General features: G+C 70.9%; 16 protein-coding genes. 7 read left to right on the top strand and 9 right to left on the bottom strand.

What is annotated here, in order from left to right:
• Positions 1-8: 8 nt before the first annotated feature.
• From AB0D85_RS13305 to AB0D85_RS13295, 3 genes are all read right to left on the bottom strand, one after another.
• The gene (locus AB0D85_RS13305) at positions 9-872 is read right to left on the bottom strand and encodes an ABC transporter permease (protein WP_362318254.1); all 864 of its coding nucleotides are present in this window, start codon (positions 870-872) and stop codon (positions 9-11) included.
• Between the two features lie 3 nt (positions 873-875).
• Complete coding sequence (locus tag AB0D85_RS13300) at positions 876-2,066, bottom strand: ABC transporter substrate-binding protein (protein WP_362318251.1); 1,191 nt, start codon at positions 2,064-2,066, stop codon at positions 876-878.
• A 73-nt stretch (positions 2,067-2,139) separates the two neighbouring features.
• Positions 2,140-3,171, bottom strand: a complete 1,032-nt coding sequence (locus AB0D85_RS13295; RefSeq protein WP_362318249.1) for an ABC transporter ATP-binding protein — start codon at positions 3,169-3,171, stop codon at positions 2,140-2,142.
• 123 nt (positions 3,172-3,294) lie between these two features.
• Between AB0D85_RS13295 and AB0D85_RS13290 the strand changes: the two genes are divergently transcribed.
• The gene (locus AB0D85_RS13290) at positions 3,295-4,035 is read left to right on the top strand and encodes a GntR family transcriptional regulator (RefSeq protein ID WP_362318246.1); all 741 of its coding nucleotides are present in this window, start codon (positions 3,295-3,297) and stop codon (positions 4,033-4,035) included.
• A 38-nt stretch (positions 4,036-4,073) separates the two neighbouring features.
• Positions 4,074-4,862, top strand: a complete 789-nt coding sequence (locus AB0D85_RS13285) for a cache domain-containing protein (protein ID WP_362318243.1) — start codon at positions 4,074-4,076, stop codon at positions 4,860-4,862.
• An 81-nt stretch (positions 4,863-4,943) separates the two neighbouring features.
• Here the strand turns inward: AB0D85_RS13285 and AB0D85_RS13280 are convergent, their stop codons facing one another.
• Positions 4,944-5,615 carry a hypothetical protein gene (locus AB0D85_RS13280; RefSeq protein WP_362318240.1) on the bottom strand — a complete coding sequence of 224 codons (672 nt, stop codon included), beginning with the start codon at positions 5,613-5,615 and terminating at the stop codon, positions 4,944-4,946.
• A 226-nt stretch (positions 5,616-5,841) separates the two neighbouring features.
• On the opposite strand from AB0D85_RS13280, the gene AB0D85_RS13275 reads away from it, so the two are divergent.
• From AB0D85_RS13275 to AB0D85_RS13265, 3 genes are all read left to right on the top strand, one after another.
• Positions 5,842-6,498, top strand: coding sequence for a helix-turn-helix transcriptional regulator (locus tag AB0D85_RS13275; protein WP_362318237.1), 657 nt, complete (start codon positions 5,842-5,844; stop codon positions 6,496-6,498).
• Between the two features lie 37 nt (positions 6,499-6,535).
• Positions 6,536-7,105 (top strand): toxin-antitoxin system, toxin component, encoded by a 570-nt coding sequence (locus tag AB0D85_RS13270; RefSeq protein WP_362319244.1) that lies wholly within the window; start codon positions 6,536-6,538, stop codon positions 7,103-7,105.
• Between the two features lie 217 nt (positions 7,106-7,322).
• A complete protein-coding gene (locus tag AB0D85_RS13265; protein ID WP_362318234.1) occupies positions 7,323-7,550 on the top strand; it encodes a hypothetical protein in 228 nt (75 codons plus the stop codon).
• Between the two features lie 13 nt (positions 7,551-7,563).
• On the opposite strand, the gene AB0D85_RS13260 is transcribed toward AB0D85_RS13265, so the two are convergent.
• Both AB0D85_RS13260 and AB0D85_RS13255 read right to left on the bottom strand, forming a co-directional pair.
• Entirely contained in the window at positions 7,564-8,244 is a 681-nt protein-coding gene (locus AB0D85_RS13260; protein ID WP_362318231.1) for a 4'-phosphopantetheinyl transferase superfamily protein, read from the bottom strand.
• Positions 8,192-9,097: a metallophosphoesterase gene (locus tag AB0D85_RS13255; protein ID WP_362318228.1), complete on the bottom strand. Its 906-nt coding sequence runs from the start codon at positions 9,095-9,097 to the stop codon at positions 8,192-8,194. The genes AB0D85_RS13260 and AB0D85_RS13255 overlap by 53 nt, the downstream gene beginning before the upstream one ends.
• Positions 9,098-9,422: 325 nt before the next feature.
• Between AB0D85_RS13255 and AB0D85_RS13250 the strand changes: the two genes are divergently transcribed.
• Positions 9,423-10,553 (top strand): ATP-grasp domain-containing protein, encoded by a 1,131-nt coding sequence (locus tag AB0D85_RS13250; protein WP_362318225.1) that lies wholly within the window; start codon positions 9,423-9,425, stop codon positions 10,551-10,553.
• Between the two features lie 195 nt (positions 10,554-10,748).
• Positions 10,749-12,428: a carbohydrate binding domain-containing protein gene (locus AB0D85_RS13245; RefSeq protein ID WP_362318222.1), complete on the top strand. Its 1,680-nt coding sequence runs from the start codon at positions 10,749-10,751 to the stop codon at positions 12,426-12,428.
• A 28-nt stretch (positions 12,429-12,456) separates the two neighbouring features.
• Here the strand turns inward: AB0D85_RS13245 and AB0D85_RS13240 are convergent, their stop codons facing one another.
• The 3 genes from AB0D85_RS13240 to AB0D85_RS13230 form a co-directional block, all read right to left on the bottom strand.
• Entirely contained in the window at positions 12,457-13,344 is an 888-nt protein-coding gene (locus AB0D85_RS13240; protein WP_362318219.1) for a sulfotransferase, read from the bottom strand.
• 177 nt (positions 13,345-13,521) lie between these two features.
• The gene (locus AB0D85_RS13235) at positions 13,522-14,772 is read right to left on the bottom strand and encodes an alpha-L-fucosidase (RefSeq protein ID WP_362318216.1); all 1,251 of its coding nucleotides are present in this window, start codon (positions 14,770-14,772) and stop codon (positions 13,522-13,524) included.
• A 77-nt stretch (positions 14,773-14,849) separates the two neighbouring features.
• The gene (locus AB0D85_RS13230; protein ID WP_362318214.1) at positions 14,850-17,906 is read right to left on the bottom strand and encodes a glycoside hydrolase family 38 C-terminal domain-containing protein; all 3,057 of its coding nucleotides are present in this window, start codon (positions 17,904-17,906) and stop codon (positions 14,850-14,852) included.
• Positions 17,907-17,944 lie beyond the last annotated feature (38 nt).

Genomic DNA, 17,944 nt, shown 5'->3' with positions numbered 1-17,944 from the left:
GGACTCCTCTACAGGCTGCTCAGCGCACCCGTGCGCCGCATCGCCAGCAGGTACAGCACGATGACGACGACCGGGACGGTGGCGAGGGCTGCGGCCATGGGCAGGTTGAGCTCGATGTTGGCGTAGACGAGGTTGCCGATGAGCTGGGTCTTGCCGCCGACGATCTGCACGGTGATGTAGTCGCCGAGGCTCAGCGAGAAGGTGAACACCGACCCGGCGGCGACCGAGGGCAGCACCATCGGCAGCACGACCGAGCGGAAGGTCCGCCAGGCGCGGGCGCCCAGGTCCGCCGACGCGTCCAGCAGGTTGTCGGGCAGGTGCTCCAGCGCGGTGTGGATCGGCAGGATCATGTACGGCAGCCACAGGTAGGTCAGCGTCAGCACGGTGGCCGGCAGGCCGAAGCCCGGGCCGCTGAGCCCGAACGGCTTCAGCATCCAGTCGGCGAGGCCGCCCTCGGAGAGGATCAGCCGCCACGCGTACACCTTGACCAGGTAACTCGCCCACAGCGGGGTGAGGATGGCGACCACGAGGAGCGGGCGCCGGCTCGGCCTGGCCACCCGGGCCGTGTAGAAGGCGACCGGGAAGGCGATCACCACGCACACGGCGGTGACGGCCAGGGCCACTCCCACGCTGCGCAGGATCACCTGCCGGAACACCGGTGTGGTGAACAGCTCGCGGAAGTTGTCGGTGGACCAGACCTTCACCACCTCGGAGGTGAAGGAGTCCGTCGTCCAGAACGCGGAGACGAACAGCACGGCCAGGGAGCCGAGGTAGAGCACCGCCAGCCACAGCAGCGGGGCGGTGAGCAGCAGGGCGAGGCGGAGCCGGGGGCGCCGGTACAGCGCCCCCGCGGTCCGGGTGAGCACGGTCATGGCTCAGCCCTTGATCTCGGTCCAGGCCTGCACCCACTTGGCGTACGGCACGCACGTGACGTTCGTACGGCCGTCCAGGCACTGCTCGATGGGCGTGTTCCAGAAGGCGATCCGCTTCCAGTAGCTCTCGTCGGCCGCGTGGTAGGTGGCGCAGAAGTTCTTGTCGCTGGTCAGGTCGCAGGCCTTGGCGTTGGCCGGGGCCTCGCCGAAGTACTCCGCGACCTCGGCGTTGACCTTCGGGGAGACGATCCAGTCGAGCCATTTGTAGGCGCAGTTGGGGTGCTTGGCCTTGGCGGAGACCATCCAGGTGTCGGACCAGCCGGTCGAACCCTCCTTGGGCACGAGGGCCTTGACCTTGGCGCCCTCGCCGGCGGCCAGGTTGGCGATGACCTGCCACGTCGTGCCCACCACCGAGTCACCGCTCTTGAAGGCGGAGATCTCCTTGAGGTAGTCGCTCCAGTACTCGCCGATGTCCGCGTTCTGCTTCTTCAGCAGGGCGACGGCCGCGTCGAACTGCTTCTGGTCGAGCGCGTAGGGGTCCTTGATCTTCAACTCGGGCTTGGTGGCCTTGAGATACAGGGCCGCGTCGGCGATGTAGATCGGCGAGTCGTAGGCCGTCACATGGCCCTTGTACGTGCCGGCGTCGTCGAACACGGCCGCCCAGGAGGTGGGCGCCGGGCTGACCTTCTGGGTGTTGTACATCAACAGGTTGGCGCCGCGGCCGTGCGGGATGCCGTACATCTGGCCCTTGACCGAGTTCCAGGCGCCGTTCTTCAGGCCGCTGAAGACGTCCTTGTAGTTCGGTACGAGGCTGGTGTTCACGGGGGCGGCGTCGCCGGAGGCGATCAGGCGCAGGGAGGCGTCGCCGGAGGCGGAGACGGCGTCGTACTCGCCGGTCTTCATCAGCTTGACCATCTCGTCGGAGCTGGCGGCGACCTTGGAGTGGACCTGGCAGCCGGTCTGCTTCTCGAAGTCGGTGACCCAGTCGACCTTGGGGTCGTCGGAGCCGTCCTCGACGTAGCCGGCCCAGGCGATCAGGTTCACCTCGCCCTCGGTCTTGCCGAGCTTGGCGAGGGGCTTGAGGTCGGGCGGGTTGAAGCCGGTCGAGGAGCCGGAGCCGGAGGAGCCGCAGGCGGTGGCGGCCAGCAGCAGGGCGGCGGTGGCGGCCGAGGCGAGGGGACGGGTGAGGCGCACGACGTACTCCATACGTGAGGGACGGCGGATCCGGGCGTGCGGGACGGCGGATCCGGACGCGACGGTCGGCGGATCAGTCGGGGACGTGGACGGTGTGGCGGCGCTGCCAGCGCAGCCGGACGCGGGTGCCGCGGTAGGCGGCGACGTCCTCGGCGGAGGTGTCGAGGTTCTGCTGGAGCGCGGTGAGCCGGCCGCCGCCGTCCAGGTCGACCAGGAAGCGGGTGGCGTCGCCGAGGTACACCACCTCGGCGACGGTGCCGACGGCGTCGGCGTGCCCTTCCTCGTCCGGGTCGGCGGTCTCCTGGAGGACCCGGATCTTCTCGGGCCGGATGCTGTGGGTGCCGTCCTCGCCGAGCACGCGCCGGGCGGTGTCGCCGGTGAGCAGGTTGGAGGTGCCGACGAAGGAGGCGACGAACGGGGTGGCCGGGCGTTCGTAGATCTCGGCGGGGGTGCCGACCTGTTCGATGCGGCCCTGGTGGAAGACGGCGACGCGGTCGCTCATCGTCAGGGCCTCCTCCTGGTCGTGGGTGACGAAGACGAAGGTGATGCCCACCTCGCGTTGCAGGGCCTTGAGTTCGATCTGCATCTGCTCGCGCAGTTTGAGGTCGAGGGCGCCGAGGGGTTCGTCGAGCAGCAGGACGCGGGGGCGTCCGACGAGGGCGCGGGCGAGGGCGACGCGCTGCCGCTGGCCGCCGGAGAGCTGGGAGGGGCGGCGGGCGCCGAATCCGTCGAGGCGGACCTCGGCGAGGGCCTTGCGGGCGCGGACCAGGCGTTCGGCCTTGGGGATGCCGCGGACCTTGAGGGAGTAGGCGACGTTCTGTTCGACGGTCATGTGCGGGAACAGGGCGTAGTCCTGGAAGACGGTGTGCACGTCCCGTTCGAAGGGGGCGCGGCGGGTGACGTCCTGCCCGGCGAGTTCGATCACGCCCGAGGTGGGGATCTCGAAGCCGGCGATCATCCGCAGGACGGTGGTCTTGCCGGAGCCGGACGGGCCGAGCATCGAGAAGAACTCGCCGTCGCGGATCTCCAGGTCGACCCCGGCCACGGCGCTCGTGTCGCCGAACGACTTCCGCAGATCCCGCAACCGGATCGCACTGGCCTCCATGGGCGGGAACCTTTCTGCAGCTCTCTTGCGTTGCACATGGTGACCGGAAAGATATGAAGTCATAGTTCAAAGCTCAAGACCCTTCCGGGGTAAAGGTTGGGTCAACGCATAGGGTGGTGGGCCGTGAGACAGCAGCAGACGGACGGCGGCGCCCGAAAGGCCGTCTTCGCCCCGGTGGACAGCGGGGCACGGGTCGAGGCCGTCGTGCGCCGGATCGGCGACGCCATCGAGCTCGGCCTGCTCGCCGACGGGGAGCAGTTGCCCGGCGAGACGGAGCTGGCCGGACAGCTCGGGGTGTCGACGGTGACCCTGCGGGAGGCGCTGATGGCACTGCGCCAGCAGGGTCTGGTGGTCACGCGCCGGGGCCGCGGCGGCGGCAGCTTCGTGTCCTCCCCCGAGGTGCCCGACCAGCGGCGGCTCAGGGAGCGGCTGCGCGGCTGGAGCCCCGAGGAACTGCGCGACCTCGGCGACCACTGGGCGGCCCTGTCCGGCACCGCCGCGCACCTCGCCGCCGAGCGCACCGAGGAGCACGACCTCGACCAGCTCCGGCGCACCACCGAGGAGTTGCGCAAGGCACCGGACGCGGCGGCGCGCAGCCGGGTGTACGGCCGCTTCCATGTGGAGCTGGCCGCCGCCGCCCAGTCCGCCCGGCTCACCCGGGCACAGGTCGCGCTCCAGACGGAGGTCGGGGCGCTGCTCTGCCTTGTGCTCGGCGACGACGAATATCGTGAAGAGGTGGCAGACCGTCACCACTCCGTAATCTCGGCAGTGCAGGATGGGGCCCACGCCTCGGCCAGGGAACTGGCCGAGCGGTGCGTACGGGACTCGACGGCACGGCTCATCGCCCTGCGTCTGGCCCTGTAGCCGCGCCGCGCCCGGTCCCCCGTCCGCTGGAGGGCACCATGAGCCGCAGCACCGCCCCCTCCGGTCCGGCGACCACGACGCTGGACGCCGGCGCCGAGGAATACGTGGCCGCGCGGGTCGGCCGCGCCCTGGAGGCGGTGTTCGACGCCGTCGCGCAGACCCGCGCCGACACGGCGGCGCTGCTGGCCCGGGTGGCCGCCGGGGGCCGCCGGCCCGTGACCGCCGACCTCGCCGCGCTGCGCCCCGGGCTCCATCTGCGCCTGACCCGGCAGGAGTTGGTCTCCGGCGTGGGCTTCGTGGCCGCGCCCGGTCTGCTGGCCGACGTCCCGGCCTGGCTGGAGTGGTGGCAGACCGACGCCCAGGGGGACGTACGGCCGCTGCTCCTCGACCTCGATCCGCGGACCTCGGCCTACTCGGACTACACCCACTGGGACTGGTTCGCGCTGCCCCGGGACACCGGGCGGCGGGCGGTGGCCGGTCCGTACGTCGACTACCTCTGCTCGGACGAGTACAGCCTCACGCTGTCCGCGCCGGTGGAGCTCGCCGGCCGCTTCCTGGGCGTGGCCGCGGCCGATGTGTACCTACGGCACTTCGAGGCGGCCGCGCTGCCCCTGCTGCGGGAGCTGCCCGGACCGGCCCGGCTGGTCAATGCCCGCGGCCGGGTGGCGGCGTCGGCGGACCCGGCGCGGCTGGCCGGTTCGCTGGCCAAGGGGCCGGACTTCGCGGCCGTCCTGGAGAGCGGGCGGCCGGGCACGTTCGGCGGGACCCGGCTGGTGCCCTGCCGGGGCGTGCCGCTCGTCCTGGTCGTGGCCGCGGAACAGGGCTGACCGGAAAGGGCTGACCGGAACAGGGGCGACGCGGACGTCCGGCCCGGCGCCGTCGGCGACCTGAACGCCGGCGGTGCCGGGTCAGGCTTCGGAAGTGGGTACGACCGTCAGATGGGCGCCCAGGCCGCCGGGCCGGCGGGAGCGGCGCGGGGCGGCCGTGGGGCGGGGGGCGGCGCGCAGAACCAGTGTGTAACGCGCGTAGCCCATGTCCTGAAGGGTCTTGGGCGTCTCGCCGACGACCCGGCATTCGGTGGCGCCCAGCTGCGGGTCCGGATGCTGGAGCGACCGGACGGCACCGTCGAGCTGTGCGCCGTCCTCGCCGACCGCACGCAGCCAGTGCGGCAGTCCGTGCCGGAAGGCGGCCTCCATGATGGGGTCCTGGGCGATCTCACGGCGGATCGACTGGAGCTCGTGGTCGTGGCCGTACCGCTCCAGGGTGGTCTTGAACTGCGCGAGCATCGGCAGGCACCAGCCGGCCTCGTGCGCGCCGAGCACCGAACCGGCGTCCGGGTGGAACAGGACGAAACGGAGGAAGTTGTCCCCGGGCATGGCGGTGGGGTGCGGGGCGACCGCCCCGAAAAGTGTCTCGAACGCGCCGTTGGCCAGCACCACGTCCCAGCGGTGGTCCACGACCAGGGACGGGAAGGGGACGGCGTCCAGCAGCAACGCGTAGTCCTGGAGATAGGCCTGGGCCTCGGGACGCTCGGGGACGGGCCGCGGCGCCGGCCGCCGCCCACCTGCCTGATATGCCATCGGGAGGTCACCCCTCTTGCCTATGCGGCCTTCTCGCGGCGTTGTGATCCTGCTGCCCCACCCAGAGTCATGTCAACTATCGTGGCATTTCATGCCTGTTGGCGGCCGAAATTGGCCACAGTTGTGGCGAGACCTGGATGTGAGTTCGAACGACCCGCTAATCTCCCGTGAGTTCACGGCTTGTGAGAAGCCCCTGCTTCCCCTGAGAGACACAGGAGTTCTGTCGGTGACGGATGGCTACCAGGATCCGGGCGCCACGGCGACCGCCCAGCTGCCGGCCGACGTCGCCCGCGTCACCGCGCTCGCCGACCGGCTCGGCGTACGGCATGCCGACGTCTTCGACGTCGGACGGCTCTCCTACGCCTGCGGTGTCCCCGAGTCCGTGGTCAGGGTTTTGCTGAGCGGCCGGCCCGCGGGCGAGCCCGACGTCCAGGCGCGCTTCCTGCAACGCCTCGACCTGCTGCGCCGCACCCGTCTCAAGCCCAACGGCCGGAAACACACCCAGCAGGAGATCGCCGACGGCGCGGGCATGTCCCGGCAGCAGGCCGGCGCCCTGCTCAACGGCGACCGGCGGCCGACCATGGAGCACTGCGACGCCCTCCAGCGCTTCTTCCGGGTGCACGCCGGCTTCCTCACCGCGGAGGACCCGGAGGCCCTGGCGGGCGCCCTCCAGCGGGTCGAGCAGGAGCTGCTGCAGAAGCTGGCCGACCGGGAGCGGGCCGCGGCCGACGCCGCCGAGGACCCGCTGCAGCGGCTGCTGCAGGACCACGGGGTGCGCGGCATCGCCTGGCGGGCCGCCCAGCTGCCCACCGACCAGCACCGGGACAAGGTCGCCGAATGGCTGGACATGCTCCTGGAGAGCGTCAAGCGGCCCGAATCGTGAGCTGAGCTGAGGGAGAACAGTGGGCATCGGCAGGGACATGCGCCGGCTGAGCGGCGGGCTGGTCGGGGAGCTGACCCTGCCCGCGCCCACCCCGCCGCAGGAGCTGTACCGGGCACTGTGCGACGCGATGGGCCGCCGCCGCGGCCGTCCCGTCCTGTTCCGTACGGCCGTCTTCCCGCCCGGCACGGCCAGCGGACTCTGGCTCGACCTGACCGACCGCGACCTGGTCGTCGTCGAGGAACGCACCGCTCCCGACCACCAGTTGGTGATCCTCGGTCACGAACTGTGGCACATGCACGCCGGACACCACGGCCATGACGTCGAGGGGGTCGGGGTGGCCGCGCGGCTCCTCGGCGAAGGCATGGCCAAAGGCAAGGGCACGGGCACGGGCATGAGCACCGATCAGGCCGCGGTCCAGGCCGCCGTGCAGCGGGTCGCCGCCCGCACCCGCTGCGACCGGGCCGAGGAGCGGGACGCGGAGACCTTCGGGCTGCTGCTCGCCAGCAAGTGCCGGACCTGGCTCGCCGGTTCGGCCCTGCGCGGGCCGGTGCGGCGGCACGACGTGGCGGGGCGCATCGAGGCGTCACTGGGCTATCCGGGGAAGTGAGGCCGGCACGGCCGAATTCCCTTGCCAGGAGGGCGGAGAGACGTTCCCTCAGGGAGGTTCGCCGGTGCGGTTCCGCGTCGGCTGAGCGGGCGAACCGAGGTGTGGCCGGACGGCGTTGTCAGTGGCGGACGGCAAGCTGGAGGGTGCGCACCGCACACGCGGTGGGCCCGCGCCGCCAGGGCGTGTGACCGCGACGACCGACGGGGAGAGCCGACCCATGCCCACCGCCGTACTGACCGACCATGAGCGCACCGCCGTCCAGGCCTATCTGCGGCTGCTGCACACGGTGCGCGCGGCCTTCGACGGACCGCCGGACGAGGGCCGGCCCCTGCTCGTGCCACCGGCCGTGCTCGCCGAGGCCGAGGAGGCACTGGCCCGCGCGGGGCTGATGGGCAACGAGGAGGCGTTCTTCCGGCTGCTGCACGACTGGTGCCCACCCACCTGAGCCGGCGGGGCGGTCAGGGGTGCGGCACCACCACGGCCGAGGCCAGCATGCCGTGCCCCGCGCTCCAGCGGCCCTCGAAGACCTCCAGCCGCTGCCCGCCGACCGTCGGGCCGGGGACCAGGAGGCGGGCGCGCAGGGTGCCGTACGGGCGCCCGCCGGGCTCCGGGAACAGCTCGATGTCCGCCTCCATGAAGTCCAGCCACTTCCCGGTGAGGGGGAACCACGCCTTGTAGACGGATTCCTTGGCGCTGAACAGCAGACGGTCCCAGTGCACATCGGGCCGCTCGGCCGTGAGCCGGCCGAGCCGCTCCTGCTCCGAGGGCAGCAGCACGGACTCGCCGACGCCCTCGGGCAGCGGGCCCTGCGGTTCGGCGTCGATGCCGAGGGAGGCCAGGTCGCCGGCGCGGGCCAGGGCGGCGGCGCAGTAGCCCTCGCAGTGGGTCATGCTGCCGATCAGTCCGGCCGGCCAGCGCGGTGCGCCCCGCTCGCCGCTCACGACCGGCTGCGGAGGCACTCCGAGCTTCTCCATGGCGCGCCGGGCGCAGGCGCGCACGGCGGAGAACTCGCGGCGCCGCTTGGGCACGGCACGCGCGACGATCGCCGCCTCCTCGGGGTAGAGCGGGGCCTCGCGGATCGCCTCGTCACCGAGCATCTCCACGACCACCACCGAGTCCGGGAGCAGCTCCTCGATCACCGGTTCCGACCTCCATCGGCAGAATACGGCGCAGCTCGCCCGGCGGCCGGGAGCGCTTGCGCCATTCGCGGGGATATCCCACGGAGACCTCTTCGAAGCGGACGCCGTCGTGCCAGGTGGTCCGGGGGATGTGGAGATGACCGTAGACCATGGTGTCGACGCGGAACCTGCGGTGCCAGTCGGCGGTGCGGGTGGTGCCGCACCACATGGCGAACTCGGGGTACCACAGCACGTCCGTGGGGTGCCGGTCCAGCGGGTAGTGGCCCGCCAGCACGGTCGGCAGGTCCTCGGGCAGCTCGGCGAGCCGCCACTCGGTGGCCTCCACCCGGGCCCGGCACCAGGCATCCCGGGTCGGGTAGGGGTCGGGGTGCAGCAGGTACTCGTCGTTGCAGACGACGCCGGTGCCGTGCGCGTAGGCGAGGCCCTCCTCCTTGGTGGCGCAGCCGGCCGGCAGGAAGGAGTAGTCGTACAGCAGGAACAGCGGCGCCACGACGACCGGGCCGCCCGGACCCTCCCAGACGGGGTAGGGGTCCTCAGGGCTGACCACGCCCAGCTCCCGGCAGAGCTCGACGAGGTGCTCGTAGCGGGCGACCCCGCGCAGGGTGACCGGGTCCTTGGGGTGGGTCCACAGGTCGTGGTTGCCGGGCGCCCACAGCACCTTGCGGAAGCGGCCGGCGAGGGTCTCCAGCGTCCAGCGGATGTCGGCGACGGTCTCCGCGACATCACCGGCGACGATCAGCCAGTCCTGGTCCGTTTCCGGACGCATTTTCTCGACGAGCTCGCGGTTCTCCGGGTACGAGATGTGCAGGTCGCTGATGGCCAGCAACCGCCCGGCACCGGCCGTGGACTCCACCCCGTACCCCTTCCGATCATGTCGTCGTCACCCACCACAGCACACTACGGGTCCGGGGAACAAGGGGACCCCGCCGACATGGCGGGAGCCCGCAGTCGGGCAGTCAAGGAAACCGGCGTGGACGTCGCAGGAAAACGCGCGTGGACAGTCCGGGGAAATCCGTAACACCCACGTTGCACGCGGGGCCCCTTGAAAGCCGTATGATCCCCCTCAACACCTCCGCCACGAACTTCCCTTCGCCCAGGGCGGTTTGGTGTCCCTCCAACCACCCTGCCCGGGCACGGGCCCGCTGAGCCCTGCCCAAAAACCCCGAAAGGCGGCATTAATGCGCTCTCGCGTACGCGTCTGGCTCAACCGCACGTACGCGGAGAACGTGTTCTTCATGGATCAGCTGCGGAAAAATCCCAGCGACCGGGCGGTCGAGATCCATGCGACGCACGGTGACGCCGACTCTCCCGTACTGGCCGCCGCCGACACCGCCGACCTGGAGCCGCGGGGCCTGTCCCCGGCCGGCTACGTCGAGTACGCGCTCGACCAGTGCCAGCGCCGTGGCATCGATGTCTTCGTGCCCCGGCTGCACCAGTCGGCGATCGTCGCCCACCGGGCCGACTTCGAGGCGGTCGGTACGGCGCTGCTGGCACCGACCCCGGAGGGGACCGCGGTCTTCGAGGACAAGGCCACCGCGTACGAGGCGGTCGCCTCGGTGGGTGTGCCGGTCCCCCCGTGGTGGCGGGTCCGCACGGCGGACGAACTGGTCACCGCGGTCGAGAAGTTGGAGGCCGACGGGCACAAGGCGTGCTTCAAGCCGGCCGCCGGTGCGGGCGGGGTGGGCTTCCGTGTGATCACACGCGCTCCCTTCTCGCTCTTTCACCTGAACGGGTTCCCCGGGCCCTATGTCCAGCTCGACCTGGTCGTGGACGCGCTGCGGCGAGCCGACGAGCCGGTGGACTGGCTGGTGATGCCGCGTCTGGAGGAGCCGGAGGTGTCCGTGGACTGCCTCACCGGGCCCGACAACCGGGTCCGGCTGGCGGTCGGCCGCACGAAGAAGGGCCGTCGGCGCGGGTTCACGCTGGACGAGCAGTGGCTGGAGCCGGCGCGGGTCATCGCCGAGGGCTTCGGGCTGCACTACCTGTCCAACATCCAGTTCCGGATGTACGGCGACCAGCCCGTACTGCTCGATGTCAACACGCGTCCCGCGGGCGGGTTGCACCAGCTGTCACTCTGTGGGGTCAACGCGCCGTGGGCCGCGGTGCAGTTGGCGCTGGGCGAGGACCCCGGGGTGATCGAGCCGCCGTTCCTGGGGCAGGACTACGCGGTGGTGTCGGGGCCGCGGCCCGTGTTGCCGTCGGTTCCTGTGCGGCGGGATGAGACCGAAGAGGTGGTGTTGCCGGCGCCGGTGGCTGCGTCGGTGGCCGTGGGTTCGGTGGAGGCGGCGGCTGAGGTGCTGCCCCTTTAGGTTCGACGCCGACTGCGGGTCCGTTGTGGTTGATCGCGCAGTTCCTCGCGCCCCTGGCGGGGCGCTTCATCTCACCGGTATGGACCAATTCACGCCTGTCTTCTTGACAGACGGATTGGTCCATACCAACTTTGTTGCGCACCCTCTCGCACCTTCGTGCACTCCCGAACACCCCCATTCCTTCAGGGAGATCGCGTGCGCAACTCACTCGGACGTTCCAGACGTCGGATATTCGCACTGCTCGGCTCCGCCGCTCTCGCGCTCGCCGGGGCCATCGCGCTGCCCGGTACCGCGCAGGCGGCCAACATCCTCTCCAACCCCGGCTTCGAGTCGGGGAGTCTCTCGCCCTGGTCGTGCACCGGGAACCTCGGCTCGGTCGTGTCCTCCCCGGTGCACGGCGGCTCCAAGGCCCTCGCGGGGGCCCCGAGTTCCAGTGACGACGCCCAGTGCACCCAGACCGTCGCGGTCCAGCCGAACACCACGTACTCGCTCAGCGGCTGGGTCCGAGGGTCGTACGTCTACCTCGGGGTGACCGGCGGGGCCTCCACCTGGACCACCTCGCCGTCCCAGTACAGCCAGTTGAGCGTCTCCTTCACCACCGGTGCCTCGCAGACCAGTGCCGAGATCTATGTGCACGGGTGGTATGCGCAGGGGACGTACTACGCCGACGACATCAGCCTCGACGGGCCGGGCGGCAGTTCCGACACCCAGGCGCCCACCGCGCCCACGAACCTCACTTCCACCGGGAAGACCTCGTCCAGCGTGTCGCTGTCCTGGTCGGCCGCGACGGACAACGTCGGGGTGACGGCGTACGACATCTACCGCGGGTCGAGCCAGGTGCTGAGCGTCTCCGGGACCTCCGCCACGGTGAGCGGGCTGTCGTCCAGTACGGCCTACACCTTCACGGTGAAGGCGCGGGACGCGGCCGGGAACACCTCGGCCGCCTCCAACTCCGTGAGTGTCACCACGGACGCGGGCAGCGGTGGCGGGACCGGCTTCAAGCAGGCCGCGCCCTACCTCTACGAGGGCTGGGGCGATCCCCCGAGCCCGTCGACCGTGATGAGTGCCACCGGCGTCAAGTGGTTCACGATGGCCTTCGTGCTCGACTCGGGCGGCTGCACCCCGGCCTGGGACGGCAGCCGGGCGCTGACCGGCGGTGCCGACCAGACCGCGATCAACCAGATCCGGGCGGCCGGCGGTGACATCGTGCCCTCGTTCGGCGGCTGGCAGGGCAGCAAGCTCGGCGCCAACTGCTCGTCCGCGAGCGCGCTGGCCGGGGCGATCCAGAAGGTGATCGACGCCTACGGTCTCAAGGCCGTGGACATGGACATCGAGAACACCGACGAGTTCGAGAACGAGGCCGTGCAGGCCAGGATCCTGACCGCGCTGAAGACGGTCAAGGCCAACAACCCCGGGCTGAGGACGATCGTCACCTTCGGGACGTCCACCACCGAGCCGACGTACTACGGCAACAGGCTGATCGAGCAGGCTCAGTCGATCGGCGCCGGCATCGACGTCTTCACCATCATGCCGTTCGACTTCGGCGGCGGCTCCGACATGTACGGCAACACCGTCAACGCGGCCGAGGGGCTGAAGGCCAAGCTGAAGTCCACGTTCGGCTGGGACGACGCGACGGCCTACGCGCACATCGGGATCTCCGGCATGAACGGCCTGTCGGACCAGCAGGAGACCACGACCCCGGCGGTCTGGACGCAGATCCGTGACTGGGCGAACTCGCACCACATCGCCCGGCTCGCGTTCTGGTCCGTCAACCGGGACCGCGGCTGCGCGGGCGGCGGAGTGGTGAGCAACTGCTCCGGGATCAGCCAGAACAACTGGCAGTTCACCTCGATCACGGCCGGCTTCACCGGCTGAGCGAGGAGGCCGACCGGCGTGGGGGTGTCTAGACCGGGTACCCCCACGCCTTGGCTATCTCGGCGAGCCGGGGCGGGAGTTCGGCGGTGGGGTCGGCCTGGCGGGCGGCCTGGATCTTTCCGGACCTGATCTCGCTGGACCAGTCGCCGAGCTTGGGCTTGAAGGTGCCGTGGTCCTGCTTGCCGTAGTCGAGCATGCCGCTCTCCCACGGGACGCCGAGGTACGCGCACAGCTCGCGGGTGACGCGCTCCGGCTCGGCGGTGAGGTCCTCGTAGGTGATCACATGGGCGCCGGGCAGGGACAGCCGGGCCTCTTCGAGCTTCTCGGCGTAGCTCAGGACCTCGGTGCGGATCGCCTCGTGGTCGGGTTCGGTGCGGCGGCTGGTCAGGGACTGGATGACGGCGCCGGGGTGGCGCAGCAGCAGGACGAACCGGGCCTCGGGCCAACATCGGTGCAGCCGGGGCCAGATGAGGGTGTTGGGCGGGGTCTTGTCGACGATGACGTCCTTGCCGCTGCGGGCGAGTTCCAGGTGCAGCACCCGGTCCCACAGGACGTGCTCCAGCTCGTCCCGGTCGAGGGCGAGCTCCTTCATGGCGTCCGCCGTGAACTCCCGGGACATGCGGACGTGGACCGTGCGCAGATGCATCTCGTGCGGGGCGCGGATGCCGCTGTGGCTGTTCAGCAGGACGCGCAGCAGCGTGGAGCCGGAGCGCACCGAGGAGAGGACGAAGACCGGGGACTCCACCAGGCGCGGGGCGAGCGGGGCCACATAGCCGCCGGGGGCCTGCTGCCGCTCGACCGGGCGCTGGGTCGGGATCGCGTCGAGGGTCTTGCGCGGCGGACTCACCGCCTGCGCCATGAGCCGTCCGCGGCGCTTCAGCCCCTTGGCGATCGCTGACATTCGCGGGTCTCGCACGGTGATGCCTCTCTCTCGTCCCTGCCGTCACGCATCCCAGGGGTGCCAGGCGAACTCAAGGTGTCCAAGAGGCGAACCGCCAGGGTCACGGCGGCCCGAAAAGCCGCCGTGACCAGCGCATTTACCGATCTCTTAATTCTTCATATGAGAATCTCCGGCTTTTGGTGACGAAGTCCCTCAGAACCGGCCGGATCCTCGGTACAGCTCCAGCTCGCCGTCCAGTTCGACGGCGAGGACGGTGGCGTACGGGTCGAGGTCGGCCTCGGCCGGCGGGTCGATCCACAGCACTCCGACCGCCTCGTGCAGTCCGCCGACCACCCGGTGACCGAGTTCGGTGCCGCTGCCGACCACCGTCACCCTGCTGATCTTCGTGGCGAGGCCGCGGACGCCGATCTCGGCGCGCGGGACGTCGAACAGGATGAGGTAGAGGGTACGGCGGTCCGCGGAGAGGGTGCTGGGGCCGTAGTGGTGCCCGGCCGGGAGGCCGCGCCCGGTGCCGTACACCGCCTCCGCGTGCTTGCGGATCCACTCCCCCAGCCCTTCGAGCCGCTCGACCTGCGGCTGCGGGATGGTGCCGTCCTCCATGGGGCCGACGTCGAGCAGCAGGTTGCCGCCACCGCCGATGGTCTCGGTGAAGTAGCGGATGAGCTGGGCGAGGGACTTGTGGTTGTGGTCGTGGTGCTGGTAGCCCCACGAGTCGTTGATCGTCAGGCACAGCTCCCAGGGGCCGTCCGGCGGCACGATGGGGGCGCCCTGCTCGGGGGTGGCGTAGTCCCCCTCGCTGAGCATGCGCGCGTTGAAGACGACATGCGGCGAGTACGAGCGGATCAGCGCGGCGAGTTCGGGGATCCGCCACTGCTCCTCGCTGCGGTCCCACTCCCCGTCGAACCACATCAGGTCCGGCCGGTAGCGGGAGGCCAGCTCCGTGATCTGGCCGTCCCGGTAGGCGATGAAGCGTTCCCAGGCGTCCAGGTCCTCGTCCTCGGCGGCCACCTCGGAGTAGCGGTTGTCCTCCAGCTCCGGCGGGCGGCCCGGCTTGCGGGTGGAGGCGTAGTCGGGGTGGTTCCAGTCGGAGTGCGAGTAGTAGAGGCCGACCTTCAGCCCCTGCTCGCGCAGCGCCTCGGCGTAGGGGCCGAGGTAGTCCTTGCCGAGGTCGAGGTCGCCGTACTCCGTGTCCCACAGGGCCACACCGTCATGGTGACGGCTCGTCAGCACCGCGTACTTCGCGCCGGCGCGGGCGAACAGGTCGGCCCAGACGCGCGGGTCGTACGTCGCTCCGGTGAAACGGCCGAGCTGGGACATGTACTGGTCGTGCGGCACGATGTCGTCGTAGAACGACCAGGACTCCTGGACGCCGTCGACGGCGTAGATCCCCCAGTGGACGAAGATCCCCAACTTGGCGTCGGTGAACCACTGCTGCATGGGCATGGCTGAACTCCGTTACGTACAAGGTCAGTTGGGGGCGAGCGGGCCCGGTGCACAGCACCGGGCCCGCTCGGCAGGTGCTACCGGCCCGCGTCCGCGCGCTGCAGACGGAGCGTCAGGATCTGGAAGGGCCGCAGCGCCACGGCGACCGTGTCGCCGTCGGTGTCCGCGGTCTCCAGCGGGCGCTCCAGCAGGTCGGTGACCTGGGCGCCCGCGAGCGGGAAGCCGGTGCGCAGAACACCCTCGGCCCGGCCGCCCCGGGACTCGTAGAGCCGGACCACGACATCGCCGGAGGCGTCGTCGGCGAGCTTGACCGCCTCGACGGTCACGCCCTCTCCGTCCACCGAGACGACCGGCTCCGGCTCGCCCGCCGCGTCGGCCACCCGGAGCGGCAGGTTGAGGGCGTAGCCCTCGGCGACGGCGTCCCCGATGGTGGCGCCCGGCAGGAGGGCGTAGGTGAGGCGGTGGCGGCCCTGGTCGGCGCCCGGGTCCGGGATGCGCGGGGCGCGCACCAGGGAGAGGCGGACCGTGGTGGTCGTACCGCCGTCCTCGCGGACCGTGCGGGAGACGTCGTGGCCGTACGTCGAGTCGTTGATGACGGCGACGCCGTAACCGGGCTCGCCCACGTGCACCCAGCGGTGGCCGGAGACCTCGAAGCGGGCCGCCTCCCAGCTGGTGTTGGTGTGGGTCGGCCGCTGGACATGGCCGAACTGGATCTCGGCGGAGGAGTGCGGGGCGCGGATGTCCACCGGGAAGCCGGCCTTGAGGAACTTCTCGGCCTCGTGCCAGTCGATGTCCGTCGCGAAGTCGATCCGGGGGCTGCCGGCGCGCACGGTGATCGTCTGGACGATCGTCGAGCCGTTGCCGAACGGGCGGGTGACCCGGATAGAGCCGACCAGCGGGTCCTCGTCGGAGACCGTGATCTCCGAGGGGTCCAGGAGGTCCGTGTAGCGGTTCTTGTAGTGCTTGTCGACGTCCCAGGCATCCCAGTAGTTGGGGAGGTCGGTGTGCAGGCGGAGCAGGTTGCCCTGGCCCGCGAGGACCTCGCGCCCGGCCCGGTGGTCGTACACGGACGACAGGGTGCCGTCCTCGGCGATCTCCACCCGGACGAGTCCGTTGTCGAGGACCCGGCCCTCGACGGTCACCGGCCGCGGAGCCTCGGTGGCGGCCGTCAGCGGGGCGCTGCCGCTCGCCGGGACCTCGACGTAGACCGGGGTGCCGGCGGCGTCGCGGACGACCTCGGCGCGGTCGTAGGGGCTGGTGTTGAAGACGCGGGCGGTGCCGCCGCCCAGCGCGGCCACGGCCTCCGTGGTCAGCGTCTCCAGCTCCGCGGCGACGCGGGCGTACTCGGCCTCGGCCTCGCGGTGCACCCAGGCGATCGAGGAGCCGGGCAGGATGTCGTGGAACTGGTGGAGCAGGACCGTCTTCCAGAGCCGGTCGAGCTTCTCCCGCGGGTAGCTGTAACCGGGCGCGTGCAGGGCGGCCGTGGTCGCCCACAGCTCGGCCTCGCGCAGCTTGTGCTCGCTGCGCCGGTTGCCCTGCTTGGTGCGGGCCTGCGAGGTGTAGGTGGCGCGGTGCAGCTCCAGGTAGAGCTCGCCGACCCAGACGGGCGCGTCCTCGTACTCGGCGCGGGCCTTGGCGAAGAACGCGTCCGGGTGCTCGACCTCGACCTTCGCGGAGCCCTCCAGGTCCTTCAGACGGCGGGCGCGCTCCATGATCTCGCGGGTGGGGCCGCCACCGCCGTCGCCCCAGCCGAAGGGGGCCAGCGAGCGGGTGGCGGCGCCCTTCTCGGCGTAGTTGCGGACCGCGCGGGACATCTCCTCGCCGCTGAAGCGGGCGTTGTAGGTGTCGACCGGCGGGAAGTGCGTGAAGATGCGGGTGCCGTCGATGCCCTCCCACCAGAAGGTGTGGTGGGGGAACGTGTTGGTCTGGTTCCAGGAGATCTTCTGGGTGAGGAACCACTCGTTGCCGGCCAGCTTGGCGAGCTGCGGGTAGGCCGCGTTGTAGCCGAAGGAGTCCGGCAGCCAGACGCCCTTGGTCTCGATACCGAAGTGCTCGATGAAGAACCGCTTGCCGTGCACGAGCTGGCGGGCGATCGCCTCGCCGCCGGGGAGGTTGCCGTCGGACTCGACCCACATGCCGCCGACCGGCGCCCACTGGCCCTTCTTCACGGACTCCTGGATGCGGGCCCAGACCTGCGGGTAGTTGTCGCGCACCCACTCGTACTGCTGGGCCTGCGAGCAGGCGAAGACGAACTCCTCGTACTCGTCCGCGAGCGAGGTCACGTTGGAGAAGGTGCGCGAGGTCTTGCGCTTGGTCTCGCGGATCGGCCAGAGCCAGGCCGAGTCGATGTGCGCGTGGCCGACGCCGGAGACGATGTGCGCGCTGGCGTGCGCGGGCTTGGAGAGCACCGGCTTCAGGGCCTCGCGGACGGCGGCGGCCGAGCCGGAGATGTCGTCCAGGTCCAGCAGGTCCATCGCGTGGTCGAGGGCGTGCGCGATCTCGTGCCGGCGCGGGTCGTGCTCGCCGAGCTCCAGCATCAGCTCGCGCAGCACCTGGATGTCGAGGTCGAGGTGCCAGACGTCCTCGTCGAGGACGGCGATGTCGGCGCGCTTGAAGGTGTAGAGCGGCTTGTCGCCGGCGGTCAGGACGTCGCCCAGGGGCGTGGGCTCGCGGAAGTCGTTGGCGAGGATGTCCGGGTTGGAGGCGGCCTCGACCAGGTAGTCGATCACCTCGCCGCCGGTCGCCGGGTTCGCGATCGCCACGTACTGGTTGAGCGGGTTGACCGCCTTGAGCGGGGTCCCGTCGGTGAGGTGGACCAGGGCCTCGGCCTGGTTGCCGGGCCAGTCGCCGACGAAGCCGAGGTCGATGACGGCCTCGACGCGGCGGCCCGCGAACTCGGCGGGCACCTCTCCGTGCATCCGGAACCAGGTGGTGCCCCAGGGCGGACCCCACGGGGTGTCCATGGCGAACGGCTCGTACGGGGCGGCCGCGGCCTCCTCGAAGGAGACCGGCTCTCCCGGGGCCTGCCAGGCCGCCACCTCGAAGGGGACGGTGGCCGCGTAGATCGCGGGCCTGATGCGCTGGTTCTGGAGGCGCTCTACGCGCTCCTCGATCCGGCGGCGTTCGTCGTGCATGGAAGTCTCCAGAAGAGGGATGGAAAGCGCTTTCCGGG

Source organism: Streptomyces sp. NPDC048277 (assembly GCF_040652235.1).
Classification (GTDB): domain Bacteria; phylum Actinomycetota; class Actinomycetes; order Streptomycetales; family Streptomycetaceae; genus Streptomyces.
Note: the sequence above shows the minus strand (reverse complement) of the source record. Positions and strands in the feature narration are given on the sequence as shown.